General features: G+C 39.1%; 16 protein-coding genes. 7 read left to right on the top strand and 9 right to left on the bottom strand.

Going from position 1 to position 16,436, the window contains the following annotated elements; translation table 11 throughout:
• Positions 1–144 precede the first annotated feature (144 nt).
• Entirely contained in the window at positions 145–804 is a 660-nt protein-coding gene (locus tag IEE83_RS00740) for an HAD family hydrolase (protein WP_194118737.1), read from the bottom strand.
• 345 nt (positions 805–1,149) lie between these two features.
• Between IEE83_RS00740 and IEE83_RS00735 the strand changes: the two genes are divergently transcribed.
• The 4 genes from IEE83_RS00735 (at position 1,150) to IEE83_RS00720 (ending at position 3,966) form a co-directional block, all read left to right on the top strand.
• Complete coding sequence (locus IEE83_RS00735) at positions 1,150–1,602, top strand: RNA polymerase sigma factor (protein WP_194118736.1); 453 nt, start codon at positions 1,150–1,152, stop codon at positions 1,600–1,602.
• A 12-nt stretch (positions 1,603–1,614) separates the two neighbouring features.
• On the top strand, positions 1,615–2,094 hold the full coding sequence (locus IEE83_RS00730) for a hypothetical protein (RefSeq protein WP_194118735.1): 480 nt from the start codon (positions 1,615–1,617) through the stop codon (positions 2,092–2,094).
• A gap of 203 nt (positions 2,095–2,297) precedes the next feature.
• Positions 2,298–2,786: a 2-C-methyl-D-erythritol 2,4-cyclodiphosphate synthase gene (ispF, locus tag IEE83_RS00725; RefSeq protein ID WP_194118734.1), complete on the top strand. Its 489-nt coding sequence runs from the start codon at positions 2,298–2,300 to the stop codon at positions 2,784–2,786.
• A gap of 37 nt (positions 2,787–2,823) precedes the next feature.
• Positions 2,824–3,966 (top strand): amidohydrolase family protein, encoded by a 1,143-nt coding sequence (locus IEE83_RS00720; RefSeq protein WP_194118733.1) that lies wholly within the window; start codon positions 2,824–2,826, stop codon positions 3,964–3,966.
• Between the two features lie 76 nt (positions 3,967–4,042).
• Here the strand turns inward: IEE83_RS00720 and IEE83_RS00715 are convergent, their stop codons facing one another.
• Positions 4,043–5,161 (bottom strand): tetratricopeptide repeat protein, encoded by a 1,119-nt coding sequence (locus IEE83_RS00715; protein WP_194118732.1) that lies wholly within the window; start codon positions 5,159–5,161, stop codon positions 4,043–4,045.
• Between the two features lie 147 nt (positions 5,162–5,308).
• Here IEE83_RS00715 and IEE83_RS00710 point away from each other — a divergent pair, with 147 nt between their 5' ends.
• Positions 5,309–6,553, top strand: a complete 1,245-nt coding sequence (locus tag IEE83_RS00710) for a M16 family metallopeptidase (protein ID WP_194118731.1) — start codon at positions 5,309–5,311, stop codon at positions 6,551–6,553.
• 83 nt (positions 6,554–6,636) lie between these two features.
• Positions 6,637–6,957 carry a hypothetical protein gene (locus IEE83_RS00705; protein WP_194118730.1) on the top strand — a complete coding sequence of 107 codons (321 nt, stop codon included), beginning with the start codon at positions 6,637–6,639 and terminating at the stop codon, positions 6,955–6,957.
• A 363-nt stretch (positions 6,958–7,320) separates the two neighbouring features.
• On the opposite strand, the gene IEE83_RS00700 is transcribed toward IEE83_RS00705, so the two are convergent.
• From IEE83_RS00700 to IEE83_RS00690, 3 genes are all read right to left on the bottom strand, one after another.
• Positions 7,321–8,247, bottom strand: coding sequence for a glycoside hydrolase family protein (locus IEE83_RS00700; protein ID WP_194118729.1), 927 nt, complete (start codon positions 8,245–8,247; stop codon positions 7,321–7,323).
• A 30-nt stretch (positions 8,248–8,277) separates the two neighbouring features.
• Positions 8,278–9,597, bottom strand: coding sequence for a purple acid phosphatase family protein (locus IEE83_RS00695; protein ID WP_194118728.1), 1,320 nt, complete (start codon positions 9,595–9,597; stop codon positions 8,278–8,280).
• 209 nt (positions 9,598–9,806) lie between these two features.
• A complete protein-coding gene (locus IEE83_RS00690; RefSeq protein ID WP_194118727.1) occupies positions 9,807–11,096 on the bottom strand; it encodes a M16 family metallopeptidase in 1,290 nt (429 codons plus the stop codon).
• Between the two features lie 185 nt (positions 11,097–11,281).
• Here IEE83_RS00690 and IEE83_RS00685 point away from each other — a divergent pair, with 185 nt between their 5' ends.
• Complete coding sequence (locus IEE83_RS00685) at positions 11,282–12,277, top strand: glycosyltransferase family 9 protein (protein WP_194118726.1); 996 nt, start codon at positions 11,282–11,284, stop codon at positions 12,275–12,277.
• A gap of 39 nt (positions 12,278–12,316) precedes the next feature.
• Here the strand turns inward: IEE83_RS00685 and IEE83_RS00680 are convergent, their stop codons facing one another.
• From IEE83_RS00680 to IEE83_RS00665, 4 genes are all read right to left on the bottom strand, one after another.
• Positions 12,317–13,723 carry a tetratricopeptide repeat protein gene (locus tag IEE83_RS00680; RefSeq protein ID WP_194118725.1) on the bottom strand — a complete coding sequence of 469 codons (1,407 nt, stop codon included), beginning with the start codon at positions 13,721–13,723 and terminating at the stop codon, positions 12,317–12,319.
• 77 nt (positions 13,724–13,800) lie between these two features.
• A complete protein-coding gene (locus tag IEE83_RS00675) occupies positions 13,801–14,799 on the bottom strand; it encodes an NAD-dependent epimerase/dehydratase family protein (protein ID WP_194118724.1) in 999 nt (332 codons plus the stop codon).
• Positions 14,800–14,814: 15 nt separating this feature from the next.
• Entirely contained in the window at positions 14,815–15,306 is a 492-nt protein-coding gene (locus IEE83_RS00670) for a hypothetical protein (protein ID WP_194118723.1), read from the bottom strand.
• Positions 15,299–16,360: an AAA family ATPase gene (locus IEE83_RS00665; protein ID WP_310588457.1), complete on the bottom strand. Its 1,062-nt coding sequence runs from the start codon at positions 16,358–16,360 to the stop codon at positions 15,299–15,301. The genes IEE83_RS00670 and IEE83_RS00665 overlap by 8 nt, the downstream gene beginning before the upstream one ends.
• Positions 16,361–16,436: the final 76 nt, after the last annotated feature.

The following is a 16,436-nucleotide window of genomic DNA, read 5'->3' as shown; positions in this document are numbered from 1 at the left end:
AATTCGAGGGCGACCACAAGGGTCGCCCCTACGGTTGCCCGGAAATCCCCAGATAATTCAACCAATATAATATTTCGGATAATTCGAACAGGGCGACCACGAGGGTCGCCCCAACGGCCACCCCAACGGGAGGCACGAAACAAATTATTGAAACAATTCTGAAACCTTTAAAAACGACATTTCAGAATAATCCTTAATATACAAATTACAAGGAGGCAATTCTTCAATCGTATGCGAAGTAAGCACACCAACTACTTTCATTCCCGCATTCAACGCGGCAGAAACACCTGAAAACGAATCTTCAAAAACGACACAATCTTCCGGCGAGACACCCAGATTTTTTGCAGAAGTAAGATAAACTTCAGGATCAGGTTTATGTTTTGTAACATTCTCACTGGCCAGGATCGATCCCATTTTTTCTCGCAAAGGCACCTTGCTAAAAACGAGGTCAAGATTGGCAACAGGTGCAGAAGTTGCCACGCCCAGCTTTACTTCATTTTGATATAAATCGTCAATAAAAGAAAGTATACCGGAAATTGGATCAATGAAAGGTTCATAAATTTTCCTGAACAAACTTTCCTTTTCATCCTCCAAAGCCCGTAATTCCTCGCCTTCAATCGTCCTTTCCAGAAAATGTGAAAGAATATAGCTATTGCTTTTGCCAAACATATGCCGGGCGAAATCCTCATCAGATGGGTTAAGATTTCGGCTCGAAAAAAATTCCCGGAAAGCTCTGGAATGATATGGATTAGTATGAACGATAACACCATCCATGTCGAAGATAACTGCAATGTTTTTTCTCATTTGGCAAAGTTAGTTAATAACATCTTTTTTTACTAAAGCAATATGTTACAACCACAAGTTGTTGTCCAGCACCTGCTTAAATAAAATGATATTAGCGGAACAGCTGCAAAATCTTCGTTAAATGGATAATTAAAGCACTTTATAAAACATTAGCAATAAAATGGCAGACATTATGATGATTTATCAAGAGAACTTTTTAATTTAGCCCAGACATTTTATTAAAAAAAGCAGTAATATTTCTACAATCTAATATTTCTCACCTGGATAAGATTTTAATTTATTAACCATCATCTTCAAAATTTTCACCTTACCCGTAAATCTCTATCCGTTAAAAGTCAGCGTTATATGAATGAACTTGAACGTGCAAATGATAATTCTGGTGGCCAGTCGGCAATCAGGACATCTAGCCCCCTGACGACACTTGAAGTCTACGATCAATACGGTGCAATGGCTTACGGGATTATTTTACAGATCATCCCCCAGCCACATTTAGCACAGGAAATTCTGGTCAATGTATTTGCATCCCCACTTCTTCAATCGTGTAATAGTTATCCATTTACTTTTGCTGTTTGTGTGATCAAACTTGCCAGAGCCAAGGCCGTAGAAGCAAAAAGGAAAATTATGGCCATTGCGCCACATAATGAGAACCATTCGACGCCTGAAAGTACGCCGGAATTGATATTTGATCTGGCTTTTCGTCAGGGTTTTTCACCTGATGAAGTTGCCGAAAAATTAAAAATTTCAAAACCGGAAGTGCTGAAAGCATTTCACGAATTTTTCAAATCTCCAAACGCATAATCATAACACACATTGAAAACTCACGAATTTATAGAAAGCGGGATCTTAGAGTCTTATTTGCTGGGTATGACGACTGAGGCGGAAGAGCATGAGGTGAATCAGATGATATTGACGCATTCTGAGATTTCAGATTATATCATTCGGTTTGAAAAAAATATTCAGGGCTATTTTCTGCAAAATTCAGTTCCACCGCCTGATGAAATAAGAAATGTAATTCAGCTTCGGACGAACAAAACGCATATTCAGAAAAAGGGAAATCATACTTATTATGACATTCCAAAAGAAGATACCAAAAGGAAAGATGAATACCTGGATATTGAAGTTAACGATACCTACATCAAGGTGCACAAATGGTGGCGTCCGGCTTTTGTAGCAGTGTTTATACTATCAAAGATATTCCTGATCGCTGGACTTTACTATTATTTTAAAGCTGCCAGCCAGGAAGAAGAAATTCAAAAACTAAGGACAGAAATTGCTGCGCCGAAACGTTAGCAAGCATAAATAATAGAATGTAAAAATCTCCGTCATCTTCCAGATTTCGGAGATTTTTGTTTTATATACCAGGCAAAATAAAATTGTCGTCGGATCATAAAATTGTTATCTATCCTTCATCGGCAAAAAATCCGTCGGACGGAGGTTGTCTTTAACAAATTCAATCACCAACTTGCGGCTACTATTTATTAATCAAATTTCGCATGTTTCCTTTTCGGATTGGACAAGGTTATGATGTTCATCAATTAGTTGAAAACCGCCCGTTTTGGCTTGGCGGCATATTAATTCCACATACGCACGGCGCAAAAGGACATTCGGATGCGGACGTAGTTTGTCATGTACTTTGTGATGCACTTTTGGGTGCTGCCAATATGCGCAATATTGGCTTTCATTTTTCAGATACAGATCCGCAATGGAAAGGTGTCGACAGCAAAGTTTTGCTGGCAAAAGTATTGGAAATGATTCGCGAAAAAGGTTTCGAAGTCGGGAATGTTGATGTCACGATCGTGCTTCAAAGACCAAAATTAAATCCGTATATTCCTGAAATGAAAACCTGTCTTTCCAGAGTCATGAATGTTTCAGAAGAAGATATTTCTATCAAAGCGACAACATCGGAGCATTTGGGATTTGTTGGAAGAGCAGAAGGAATTGCTGCACATTGTGTCGCTTTGATTTACAAACCTGAAAAGTGATCGCTTTTCTTTTTGACTAATTTTCAAAACCATTCCTATGAAATTAATCAGACCTTTACTTTTCTCATTATCCTTTGCTTTTACTTTTGGAGCTGTTGTGGAAAGTGCAAAAGCCCAGAATGCTGTTGAACCGCTTGGTTTTGAAGAATACGATCCGGTTTCAACTTTAAAGGTCGAAGAGCACAAACTCAGACGTGCCAAATTCCCTTTCATTGATGTGCATAATCATCAGTACCAAATGCCGACTCAGGATCTGAAATTCCTGGTTTCTCAGATGGATAGTCTGAATATGGGTATTATGGTCAATTTGAGTGGACGCGGATGGAGTGATAATTGGGAAGAAGGAACAGCAACGTTAAAAGGTTCACTTGAAAATGTTGCCAAAAACGAACCGAAGCGTATCGCCATTTTCACCAATCTACAATTTAAAGGATTTGGTGATAAAGACTGGACAGAAAAAGCGGTAAAACAACTGGAAGCCGATGTAAAAATGGGCGCCAAAGGTTTGAAAATTTATAAAAGTTTAGGTTTCAGCGGTATTAAGGATGATAAAGGAAACCGCGTAGCGGTAAGCGATCCTCGTCTGGATCCGGTTTGGAAAAAATGCGGAGAATTGAAAATCCCCGTTTTAATTCACACCGCCGACGTTCCCTCTTTTTGGGATCCCATGGATCGTTATAACGAACGATGGCTGGAATTAAAAACACATCCAGGCCGTCGCCGCGGACCGAATGATCCGGTACCATTTGATTCATTAATTTCTGAACAACACAAGATTTTCAGAGATAATCCAAAAACGACTTTCGTCAACGCTCACATGGGCTGGTATCCGAACAATTTGAAAAAGCTGGATAGTCTGATGATTGTTTTTCCAAATATGTATGTTGAAATCGGAGCCGTAATTGCAGAACTCGGACGCCAGCCAAGAGCAGCAAAAAAATTCTTCGACAAATGGCAGGACAGAGTATTATTTGGAAAAGACAGCTGGGTTCCCTCCGAATATGCTACTTATTTCAGAGTACTTGAAACCGAAGACGAATATTTCCCCTACCACAAAAAATACCACGCCTTCTGGCGTATGTACGGCATGGGACTTTCAGATGAGGTTCTGAAGAAACTTTACTATAAAAATGCACTGAACATCATCCCAGGCCTTGACAAATCACAATTCCCAAAATAAAATAATGGAAAACGGGTTGCAGGAATATTCCTTGCAACCCGTTTTCCATTAACAATTGACCATTAATAATTAACAACTATTTAAACGCTTTCGCCTCCTTAATAATCGATTTATACTCCGCTTTTTCCAGCGCCTTTTTATAATATTCTTTCGCCTTTCCCTTATCACCTGCCCTGTTCGCGATACGCGCCAAACCTGCGTATGCCATCGCATAATACTCACGGGTGTACTGATCGTCGTGTGGCGTACGAAGTGCGGTTAAATATGATTTTTGGGCGGCGGTATCGTTTTTAGCATCTTTTTCAAAAATGATTCCCTGGAAAGTGTTGTAGGCAATTGGATAGAATCCTTTGTTATTCGCTTTCAATTTTTCCATTCCCTTTCCGGCTTCATCATAATGTCCGGTTAAAAGCAAAGTTTCCGTGTTTACCATGTTGAAAATATGATTTTCAGGATACCAGGCAGCCAGTTTTTGCGTGTAAGTCAGTGCTTTGGGAAAGTTGGATTCGTGTTCCAGATAGATATGAGACAAATAAAAACAAGCCTCAGCTCTGGTAATTACGCCTTGTCTGGTGGCTATATCGATTTGTTTTAAACCCAACGCTTTATCTCCGTTTTTAAAGAAAATCATTAAAGGTTTAACAATCCCGTGATCTTCCGGATAATATTCAACATAATAATTATACATCCCGGAAGTAAAATAAAACTCAGGATTTCTTTCGGTAAGTTTCAATCCTGTGATCAATGCGTTATAAGCTTTTTTAGCTTCACCAGCAGCACTCATCAATTCTCCGTTATAATTGTACATCATTGCGATATAACCTCTCGCCACAATGGTATAGAAAACAGCTTCCGGATCCTTGCTATCCTTACCATATTTTTTGGTAATCGCATCCAGACACTGATTTAATTTGCTGACATATTCTTTCGATTTAGCAGGATTATCTTTTATCGGCAGATATTTCCAGTACATCACAAACGAATCCAGAATATATGAAACGGGATGATTCGGATATTTCTTTTCAACCTGATTTAATATGGCATCCGCTTCGGCGTATTCGTAGTTATAAATGTGATCAAGGCCTTTTTGAACCAGTTTCAAAGTGACCGGATCATTGAGCAATTGTGCCTGGGAAAGTTTGGGGGAGAACAGAAAAAGTAAACACAAAAAACAAAACTGCAAAGTAAATTTCATGACTATCAGGTATATCGGTATAAATGGTTTGGTGGAATCCCACCTGAGCATTAGCTTTGTTCATAACCACAAAACCTGCGTACGGGTTTCTCCATATTTTGATTATTTTGGAAAGAACCGTGCCGTTACTACTAATTGACCTGATTTATGATTCGATACGAGCACTTTACGCTGGACAATGGTCTGAAAATATATGTTCATGAAGACTTTTCGACCCCGATGGCGGCGGTTAATATTTTGTACAATGTTGGGTCGCGCGACGAGGATGAAGAGCGTACAGGATTTGCGCATCTTTTTGAGCATCTGATGTTTGGAGGTTCTAAAAACATCCCAAATTATGATATTCCGGTACAAACGGTTGGAGGTGAAAACAACGCTTTTACTTCGCCGGACATAACCAATTACTATATCACATTGCCTGCCGATAATGTAGAAACTGCTTTCTGGCTGGAATCTGACCGGATGATGAGTCTATCTTTTGATCCAAATGTGCTGGAAGTACAGCGCAAAGTGGTTATTGAGGAATTCAAGCAGCGTTATCTGAATCAGCCTTATGGAGATATGTGGCTAAAATTGCGTCCGCTTGCTTACCAGAAACATCCATACCGCTGGGCAACGATCGGAAAAGATATTGAACATATCGAACGTGCGACGATGGAAGATGTTGAGGCATTTTTCTGGCGTTTTTATCGTCCGAATAATGCGGTGATGGTTGTGGCTGGTGCTGTAAAATTGGAGCAAATTAAACAACTTTCTAAAAAATGGTTTGAGGGAATTCCTGCCGGTGCTCCTTATGTAAGAAATCTGGAAAAGGAACCTAAACAAAATGAAGCGCGCCACCTGGAAACTTCGGCGGCTGTTCCGCTGAATTCTTTAATTAAAGTTTTCCATATGCCGGGACGGTATGATGAAAATTTTTATGCGTCGGATTTGTTGAGTGATATTTTGGGAAGAGGAAAATCTTCGCGTTTGTACAGTGCGCTTTTAAAAGACAAAAATCTTTTCAATAGCATCAGCGCAAGTACTACTTCTTCGCTTGATCCGGGATTACTTTTGATCAAAGGAAACCTGAATCCGGGCGTTACTTTGGAAGAAGCGGATGAAGCTGTTAAAGACTTGTTGAAGGAGATAGTGACTTCCGGAGCAACAGACGAAGAGGTAACGAAAGTTAAAAATCAAACCGAAGCCACGTTAGCGTTTTCAGAAGTGGAACTTTTGAACCGTGCGATGAACCTTGCTTTTGCGGCAAATGCCGGCAATGTGGATTGGGCGAATGAAGATGCCGAGATTATCAGAAATATGAAATCGGAGGATCTGCATGAAGCTGCCAAAAACATTTTGAGACCGGAAAACAGCTCAACGCTTTACTACCGTGCAGAAGAAAGCGTGTAGTTAATAATATATTTCACAACAAAAGAGATTGGGAAAAGACGAATATCTTAACCCAATCTCTTTTCATTTTACTATAAAACACAATGTCAATACCTGAAATTTATTTACAAACAGCCTGGGGCGATTCAATCGATGATGTAGACATGGAAGATATCCGTGATGTCATTGAAGAAACACTTGAAATGGACGAAGAAAATGGTCGTTTCTGGGTCGGAATATTTGTTGGTGATAATGAGGTCGTTTTGGAAAGTCGTAAAAACATGACGGTTCTGGGCATCTTCAACGACAGTGAGGAAGAAGAAATCGAAGCGCAGTTTGACAGCTGGACAGAGATTGAAAGTTTATATGAGTTGTTTTTAGCAAAAGATTTTGCTCAGGTGGCTGCGATAATGAGGAAAAAGTAATACGTTATTTCTCGATATTACGGTGCTCTGCACCTTGGTATGATAAAGAGACCATTTTCTTTGCTACAAGTATTGCGGTGCTCTGCACCTTAGTGTGATAAAGAGACAATTTTCCTTGCTACAAATATTCCGGTGCTCTGCACCTTAGTATGATAAAGAGATTATTTTTCCTTGCTACAAATATTCCGGTGCTCTGCACCTGGACAAATCACGGTTAATCTTGCTTTCTACAACTATTTCGGCGGACTACGCTTTGCTAGAAAAGGCGCGGAGCGCCGAAATAATTGTAGAAAGAGACGAAAACTACGACACATGCCAAGGTACAGCGTACCGCAATATTTGTAGCAACCAGATAAAAATCAATTAGTGAAAGTAAACATTCACCTCCGGGTGCATGGTATAAAATCTGAATTCCTTCCCGTCATTCACCGTAAATCCGCTGGATTTATTTCCCTTCAAAATCGGATTTTTGTCATACTTTTTCCAGTGGATCAAATCCTTTGAAACGGCAACATTTGTCGTCCATTCATGCCAGTCTTTGAAAGCTGATGCGTGGTAATAAGCGTAATACAATCCTTTGTATTTGATAACCTGATTGAAGGCAACAGCAAATTTGTCATACGTTTCCGGTCCGGAATTTAATACCGGCTCATCCTGCACATTGGTCCAGACTTTCAGGTCTTTTGAAGTAGCAAGCCAAACATCCGAGTCATTTCTTTCATAAAATAAATACCAGATATCCCCTTCTTTCCAAACAGCAGGCGTTCCGAAAGGTCCTTTTGAAATCGGATTTCCATTTTTCAGACGAATATCCAATGCACCTTTGTCGTCCCAGTTAATTTTGTCTTTTGAGGTGAGCAGTCTTGCAATATCATCTTTACTTTCGGCGAACATGTAATATGTCCCGGCAGATTTCAGTACAAACATATCTTCCACCCAGTTTTTTTTATGAATCGGATTGTTAGCGTATCGCGTCCATTTTAAGCCATCCGGCGAGGTTGCCAGTCCCAGGTATTTTATTTCTTTGCCCGTCTTTTTGGTATAGCCGCAGTACCACATGTAATACGTTTTATCTTCTTTCAAAATAAAACCTCTTTCCCGGATTTGCTCGTCCCAGGTTGCGGTATCGCCGGTTGCTTTAAAAACCGGATTGCCCTCATAAGCTTTAAAATCTATAATTTCAGAAGGAAATTCTTTTTCCTCTTTTTTCTTCTTATCCTCATTTTCATCCCGCACATTCCAGCTCACCAAGGCGAAACCTGCCCAAAGCAAAAAAATATATCTTTTCATTTTTACAGTTTTTTGAATTTTCAAACTGGATTATCTTCTTTCCTGAACATTCTGAGGTATGCCGTCAATCAGCTTGTTAATTTTACCTTTTTGTTTGATCAAATCAAAAGCATCGTACAATTCTCCCGTAGCCGTTAATGTTTCAAAACTCAGTTTGTCATGATCAACTGTGACTACATGGTAAAATTGTGTATAAAGCGCAGACCGATCCATCCAGTCACGTTTTTCTACATTTGAATCTGTCATTTTCGGACCGCTTACTGATACCACATACATAGTTCCTGAAGTTGCACCTTTCTGTGCCATTGGAATTTTCGCCATTCCTCTTGCATAGGTATGATCATGACCTTGTAAAACCAGATCAACTTTATATTTATCAAAAATCGGTTTGAAAGTTTCCCGCATGCGTTTATTATCACGGGTTGATTTTGGAGAAAAGATCGGGTGATGGAAAGTTACGACCGTCCATTTATTTGGATTGTTGCTTAAAACTTTTTCTATCCAAACACGCTGTTTTTCCAGGTACTCATCAGATTCCTCGGCTCTATCCGAGTTCAGAGAAATGAATCTGGTTCCCTGAATATCGGCGTAATAACAGGTCTCTTCTAAATCAACCGGTCCATTTTCTGGTAGTGTAAATTGCGGTCGCCAGAAGACAGAAGTCAGCGGTTTTCCGTTTGGTCCTTCATAATGATCATGATTTCCAGGTGTTGGAAAACCCGGAATCATGCTGTGAATAAATCCGCCAGCTTGGAACCAGTCGCCCCATTCCACATCGCGATTGGCTTTATTGATTAAATCTCCTGCATAAATCGCCAGTTTCGCATCAGGCGCTTTTCCAAAAGCTTCACGCGCCACACGCGACCACATGGACCGGATATTAACCTGAACATCACCATAATAAAGAAATGAAAACTTCTCTCCCACTTTCCCGGCTGTATTGAAATGAATCCACTCGCTCCAATTTTCGCCTTGCCCAACCCGGTAAGCGTATTTTGTATTTGGTTTTAAATTGTCAAAAACAACAGAATGATACATCGCTGTGGGTGTTTCGTTAAAAACCACTTTTTCTGATTTCGCTTTTATTCGCTTTACTTTATCAACAAAACGAGGATCTGCGCTCGCAACAGCGATCTCGGCGAAACTTTCAGTAACCGATTCCTGCGTCCGCCAGTTAACGGCCATGGACGTCGAAGGATCTTGCGTTGTATTTAAAATAATTCTATCAGGTAATTCAGCAGGAATATATGGATTAGAAGCCTGTTGAGCTTTTGCTGTCAAAAAAGATATGGCAAGAAATAAAATCAGGAAAGGTTTGGAAAAGTAATTATGAAAGTTTGAAAACAGCATTGGAAAGGCAATTAAATTGAAATAATAAACCAGGCGAAACGATAATCTGTATCGCCCGGTTACATGAAATCTGACACTATTATTACGCCTCAAAAAAGGAATCAGGCTATCAGGATTTCTTTGAGATATTGATAAAAGACAATTCGGCATAAAAAAACAGTTACCAGCTTTCGCCGATAACTGTTTTCAATAACAATATTTAAACCTGATTATTCAGGAATAAAAGTCAGATAACTGAAGTTTTCCGGATTGAACATATCCTGAGCAATCGTCTGCAATTGCTCAGATGTAATTTCCTGAATTTCCGAGAAAATTTCCGGCAAAGTATCAACCCGTCCGGTATCCAGCAAACTCTTCGCCATCATCAGCATAAAACTCATATTGCTTTCTTCTGACATCGCCAATTGTCCCATCAGCTGCACTTTTGTCTGATGCAATTGCAGAGTTGACAAAGGAATTTCACGCACTTTTTTAAGCTCCTTGTTGATTAACGAAATACTTCTGGCCAGTTGTTTCTGCTCAGTTCCAAAGAAAATCCCTAAAAAACCAGTATCCAGATATGGTGTATAATTTGCTTCAATGGAATAGACAAAACCATATTTTTCACGAAGCGATAAGTTGAAACGGGAGTTCATTCCTGGTCCGCCCAGTAAATTTACGAGCATGAAAAACGGCAAACGTCTGTCGTCTCCAAGTGCATACGCTGGTTGTCCCATCGCACATTGCGCCTGTGTGATCGAGCGTTCTTTTTCCTGAATTATCGGCGAATAATTTCCAGGCGCCTGACGAATACGTGTCGTTTTTTTAAACGGAACGTTTCCTAAATATTTCTCAGCCACCTTTATCACTTTTGAAAAAGGCAACCGGCTAACCGAAGAAATTACAATTTTTTCGGTATCGAGATTTTCATTGATAAACTGAAAAAGTTCTTCTCTTCCAAAGGAATTAACGGTATCCGGCGTTCCCAGAATATTATTTCCCAAAGCATGATCTGCAAAAACCAGCTGGTCAAAATCATCCTGAATCGCATCTTCCGGCGAATCGTTATACATCGACATTTCCTCGATGATTACATTTCTTTCGCGTTCAATCTGCTTATCCGGAAAAACGGAATGGAATGCGATATCTGCTAAAAGATCAACGGCTTTATCAAAATGATCATCCAGAACGGAAGCGTGGAAACAGATTTTTTCCTTTGTTGTATACGCGTTTAATTCCCCGCCTACGTTTTCAAGACGGTTGATGATATGGTATGAACTGCGTTTTTCTGTGCCTTTGAAGGCCATATGTTCCCAAAAATGCGCCAGTCCCTGTTGGTGAGGCTGTTCATCGCGACTACCGATATCGAGCATAATCCCGACATGCGCAATCTGCGTGTAAGGAACTTGTTTATGCGCTATGCGTATTCCGTTAGCTAAGGTGTGTAACTTATATTCTTCTGTTAACGCTAGTGAGGGAGTTTCGGCATTCGCACGTTTATGCATATTATTTCTCTTCATTCCTTATGAACACAAATTACCTGTCAATAATTTTCGGTACTGTCTGCAAAATTACAGACTTTTGTTTGAAAGAAAGTTTTTTAAGGACTTTCGGCTGTCGGCAATCGGCAATTTACATTACAACAAATTGTATATCAATTCTTTATATAAAATTGAATTGATATTTATTTTCTAACTGCAATAAAATGATTCCGAAGCGAATTCTTGTTATTCAAACTGCTTTTATAGGCGACGTAATTCTGGCAACTTCGTTATTGGAAAACTTACATCAGGGCTTTCCTGATGCTCAAATCGATTTTTTAGTAAGAAAAGGAAATGAAGGTTTGTTTGAAAACCATCCATATTTGTCCAACGTTTTAATCTGGAAAAAGAAAGAAGGAAAATTCAAAAGCCTTTTTCAGTTATTAAAACAAATCAGAAAAACGGAATACGACTGGGTTATTAACCTGCAAAGATTTGGCAGTACCGGATTATTAACCGGTTTTTCAAAAGCTGCAAAACGTACAGGATTCGATAAAAATCCCTTTTCATTTCTCTTCACTGACAAATTTCCGCATCAAATTGAAAACGGCGTACATGAAGTGACACGTAATAATGCTTTAATTAAAAATGAAGTTTCCGGGGCCATTTCCAAACCAAAGCTTTATCCTTCCAACGCTGATTTTGATTTTGTAAAACCTTATCAATCCAAACCCTATATCTGCATCGCTCCGGCTTCTGTATGGTTTACAAAACAATATACAAAAGAAGGCTGGGTTCGGTTGATTAATAAAATTGATGATCAGTATCAAATCTTTCTGTTGGGCGGACCGGGAGATAATACATTAGCTGAAAATATTCATAACCAGATTATTTCAAAAGACAAGATTCAGAATCTTTGTGGCAAACTTTCGTTTCTGCAATCTGCTGCGCTAATCAAAAGTTCTGTTATGAATTTTGTCAATGATTCCGCGCCCATGCATATCAGTTCTGCTGTGAATGCTTCGGTTACGGCTGTTTATTGTTCCACAGTTCCTGAATTTGGCTTTGGCCCGTTATCAGACGATTCACATATTGTTGAAGTTTTGGAGAAACTGAATTGTCGTCCCTGCGGACTTCATGGTCACAAGGCTTGTCCGGAAGGCCATTTCAAATGTGCGGTTGATATTAAAACAGAACAGTTTCTTGAATTACTGCCTTAGCAGATTCAAGAAACTGTTTATATTCAATTCAATAAAAATCTACTTTTCTCGGTACTGCTCAATAATTCTGAACAATGCCTTTTGTTTCTCCAATTCAGGAAAAAAGTCGAATAACTGCAAATGCCCATCATAATCGAGCGTCAAAGCAACTTCCAGATTAATCAGCGCTTCACGATAATCACCGGAATGAATTTGGTAAACGGCCATACGATAATAAAGATCAGCCTCTTCCGGCATTTCTTCAATCGCCGCAGTTAACAAATCACAAGCTCTGGCATAATTTCCCTGTTCAAAAAGAACAAACGACCATTTAAGCCAGATATCAGGATTTGACGGTTCAATTTCTGCTGCTTTTTCAAAAGCTTCAAAAGCCGAAACTACGTTACCAACCCGGAATTCCGTTTCTGCCAGTGCCAGCCAGTAATCAGGATTTAATTCTGTGATCTGTATTGCTTTTCTTAAAAAACCAACAGCTTCATACCAGCGACCCAATTCACTAAAACAAATTCCCAGACCATACCAGCCATCATCCCACTGACTATCCATTTTCACCGCTTCACGGTAATATTTGATCGCCGTTTCGTATTCACCTAATTTCTCATAACAAGTCCCCAGACAGCAGCAGGTTTCTGTCTGTTTGCCTTCCAGTTCGATGGCTCTGAGATATTGTATTTTCGCCTGTTCATATTGTTCCAGGCTCATGTAAGAATTTCCCAACTGGAAAAAAGCAGACGCAAAATCGTCCTTAACCAGCGTAGCATATTCATATGCATTTACTGCATCTTCATAGCGTTCAAGTTTGCTGAAAGCGATGCCCAGATTGTACCAGGCATGATGCGAAAACGGATTATTGTCGACCAGCTCGTGATAATAAGCCAGATGACTTTCCAGTTCACCGATCAGGTCAAGACAGTGCGCCAGTTCATACAAAGCGCTTTCATTATTAAGATTATTGCGAAGAGAAAGCTTGTAATGCTGAATTGCCTCATCATATTTTCCCCAGTTCTGATAAGTCTGTCCAATCTGGAAATAGACTTCATCTTTGTCTTCCAAACGGTTTAACAGGCTTTCCAGAACGGAAATTGCTTCCTCATATTCGCCCATCATATTGGAAATTCCGACCTGCATGAAAGAAATTTCAACATCTCCCGGATGAAACAGAGAGGCACGCTCCAATATTTCCATTGCCAGATCGTGTTCTCCGCGATTGGCATGAATTTGTACTTTATTAAGCAGAAGATCAAGTGAATATGGAAAATCGGTCAACCCAAGCTCACAGGCCTGAAAAGCCTTGTCCCAGTCACCCTTTTCCAGAAAATACTCCGTCACCTTCTCGTATGCATCCAAATCAAAAAACTCCGACTCATTGGTTTTAAGCATTCGCTCAAACCGGAGCAATGTTTCTTTCATGTAATCTTTTCTTTCCCCGAAGTTTTTCTCCATCATACGGATTAGTAGGTTAGAGTTGAGGGTATTTTACACCACACAATAATAAAAGAAAGTTAAAAATAAATCCGGTTTATTCAAATCCTGCCGGTTAAACTTTCGCAGACACGCGCGATCGTTTTCTCAATTGGCTGAAATTCAAACCCGATTGCCTTTTGAATTTTATCACTGTTGTAACGAAAGCGACGAGCACTCGATTGTGCAGTTTCTTTGGTGATCAACGGCTTGGTTCCCATCAGCCAGGTACGTACTGCTTCTACACGCCATATGACGGCGGCCAGACCAGAACCTACTTTAAAGGATGGTCTTTTCTTTCCCATAGAATCAGCGATATTGAAAAACAGAGATTTATAAGAAATACTTCCCGCATTCAACAAAAACCGTTCCCCGGAAATATCTGAAAAAATGAGTTTATAAACGACCTGCGCAACATCCAAAACGTCTACATAATTTGCTATTCCTTCTGTATAAAAAGGTTTTTCATTATGTACATAACGGAAAATCTGTGTGCTGCTTTTAGCCCAGTCGCCCTCACCCAATATTAATGTAGGATTTACAATTACGGCATTCAGTCCCTCGGCAATACCGCGCCAAACTTCCAGCTCGGCCAAATGTTTGGATTTTGCATATTCCGAATTTTCAGGAGAATCTTCCCAGCGCTGTTCCTCATCAATAATAAAGTCTTCACCAGAAGTAATTTTTCGCGAATCAGGTCGGCCCAAAGCTGCAATGCTACTGACGTGACAAAGCTTTTTTACTTTATTTTGAAGGCAAACATTTACAACATTGGCAGTGCCCTCCATGTTGACTTTATACATCATCTTACGGTCGCGGGGCACAAAAGAAACCACTGCTGCGGTATGAATTACGAAGTCGACATCTTCAATTGCTTTTTCCAGTGAACCGATATCGAGTACATCACCTTCCACCCATTCAACTTTATTCTCCACATCCGCCAGAAGACTTCTGTCGGAACCCGTACGAAAAAGCGCAAGAACTGTATGATTTTCTTTAAGAAATAGCCGTGCAACAGCACTTCCAACTAAACCTGTGGCACCGGTAATAAGGATTTTCATTAAAGTAATTTTATTTTACCCGACAAGCTCGTTTAATATGCTTCTTATTTTAACAAAACCTGGGGCATTTTGGTTGTCCAAAGCAGCAAGTAAAATCTGAAAATTCTCATCTTTTTCAATCTGTAAACTTTTCAGCCTGTTTCCTAACAACTTGACATCTCTAGGAAACCCGAAATTCGTTAAATCAATTCCAACCTGATCTGCGTTCCAAAGAAGAAAGGATTCAATCGCTTTTTGAATAATGATCAGATATTGATCTTTTTCCAATTTTTTCTTCAAAATGACTTTATCTCCGGAATCAATAATTTCAAAATCATCAAAATATGGAGGAACTCTTTTATCGTCATCCACAAATCCTATTAGTGTGATGTTATTATTTGCCTTACGCATTGTAACGCCCACTTCCGGATAACCTGGCGCATGAATAACACGAGGATCATTATTTGTAAGGAATAAAACCAGCGTTGTATCTGCATGACATTCCGGAAGAAATCGAAGGTCAGGCATTGGGTTCGAATTTATTTAGGTTGAAGAAAATATCAATGCTGTAATCCTGAACTTCCCGTAGCTCGGCAGCAGTCAATACTTTGACATGAGTTTGAAAATCTTTGTAATAAGTTAGAATTACATTCAATTCCGAATCGTCCAATTCTTCCACAAGCGTCTGTAGCATGTAGGGACTGTGTGTACTTATAAAGTATTGATTATCCTTTTTTGAAACAATTCTCTCCGCAAGTTCTTTAACATAGGGAGGAAAAGAATGAACTTCCGGCTCTTCGAAAATCAATACGGAATTTGTATTCGATTCTATCGCTGCGAGGTAAAATATGAAGCGTTGGAAAGTATCTGCTACGGATGAATAAGGATATTGATAAATATAACCGTCTACCAATTTTTGAACAAAAAACTTCTTATCTATTTTGGAAAAAACAAATTGCAAGCCATAGTCATTTTTGAAGAGTTCGACGATTTTTTGTTTGAGGCTATCGATACCCGTGATTATGTCAAAAAGATTACTGGCATCCCAGGTAAGGGAATCATTATCTATCTTTTCATTTTCAAATAAAAAATCACTCTTAAATTCATATTTAATAATGGAAAATAAATCATTCATTAACTTTTCTCCATCATCACTTTTAAAAAAATCATTTGTTATTAAATCAAAATCATTTTCAACAACTTTAAATCGTAGCGTTCCTCTTGTTATATCTTGAAGTCCTGGTAATTTGTACATAGGAATTAGCACACTAGACTTTTTCCCTTGTTTCTTTGCACGGATAGAACTTATATCCTGATAAACGATATAAATTCCTGGTACAACTTCTTGACTGTTTTTCCCTATTTTAAAAAGATCAAGTTTATATAATAATCCTTCATTTATTTCAATTCCAACATATACATTATTATTTTGATCATTGTCAAAGTGAAGTTCATTTATTCCCTCAAATCTGACTGCCCTTTTTTTACTGGAAACTGCATTTAAAAGTTTGGGATTCAAAAGTCCAATTCCTTCCAAAATATTTGACTTTCCCACATTTGGTTTACCAATAAAAACATTCACCCGTTTACAATCAAGTTCAAGTTCCTTGATTGATTTGAAGTTTTTTATTTCCAGACGGCTGATTAAATTATTCATG

This window comes from Dyadobacter subterraneus (assembly GCF_015221875.1).
Taxonomy (GTDB): Bacteria; Bacteroidota; Bacteroidia; order Cytophagales; family Spirosomataceae; genus Dyadobacter; species Dyadobacter subterraneus.
Note: the sequence above shows the minus strand (reverse complement) of the source record. Positions and strands in the feature narration are given on the sequence as shown.

What these genes read in the sequence shown, in the direction of transcription:
- IEE83_RS00740 (WP_194118737.1), bottom strand. Translation starts at nt 804, where the DNA reads ATGAGAAAAAACATTGCAGTTATCTTCGACATGGATGGTGTTATCGTT.
- IEE83_RS00735 (WP_194118736.1), top strand. Translation starts at nt 1,150, where the DNA reads ATGAATGAACTTGAACGTGCAAATGATAATTCTGGTGGCCAGTCGGCA.
- ispF (WP_194118734.1), top strand. Translation starts at nt 2,298, where the DNA reads ATGTTTCCTTTTCGGATTGGACAAGGTTATGATGTTCATCAATTAGTT.
- IEE83_RS00720 (WP_194118733.1), top strand. Translation starts at nt 2,824, where the DNA reads ATGAAATTAATCAGACCTTTACTTTTCTCATTATCCTTTGCTTTTACT.
- IEE83_RS00715 (WP_194118732.1), bottom strand. Translation starts at nt 5,161, where the DNA reads ATGAAATTTACTTTGCAGTTTTGTTTTTTGTGTTTACTTTTTCTGTTC.
- IEE83_RS00710 (WP_194118731.1), top strand. Translation starts at nt 5,309, where the DNA reads ATGATTCGATACGAGCACTTTACGCTGGACAATGGTCTGAAAATATAT.
- IEE83_RS00705 (WP_194118730.1), top strand. Translation starts at nt 6,637, where the DNA reads ATGTCAATACCTGAAATTTATTTACAAACAGCCTGGGGCGATTCAATC.
- IEE83_RS00700 (WP_194118729.1), bottom strand. Translation starts at nt 8,247, where the DNA reads ATGAAAAGATATATTTTTTTGCTTTGGGCAGGTTTCGCCTTGGTGAGC.
- IEE83_RS00695 (WP_194118728.1), bottom strand. Translation starts at nt 9,597, where the DNA reads ATGCTGTTTTCAAACTTTCATAATTACTTTTCCAAACCTTTCCTGATT.
- IEE83_RS00690 (WP_194118727.1), bottom strand. Translation starts at nt 11,096, where the DNA reads ATGAAGAGAAATAATATGCATAAACGTGCGAATGCCGAAACTCCCTCA.
- IEE83_RS00685 (WP_194118726.1), top strand. Translation starts at nt 11,282, where the DNA reads ATGATTCCGAAGCGAATTCTTGTTATTCAAACTGCTTTTATAGGCGAC.
- IEE83_RS00680 (WP_194118725.1), bottom strand. Translation starts at nt 13,723, where the DNA reads ATGATGGAGAAAAACTTCGGGGAAAGAAAAGATTACATGAAAGAAACA.
- IEE83_RS00675 (WP_194118724.1), bottom strand. Translation starts at nt 14,799, where the DNA reads ATGAAAATCCTTATTACCGGTGCCACAGGTTTAGTTGGAAGTGCTGTT.
- IEE83_RS00670 (WP_194118723.1), bottom strand. Translation starts at nt 15,306, where the DNA reads ATGCCTGACCTTCGATTTCTTCCGGAATGTCATGCAGATACAACGCTG.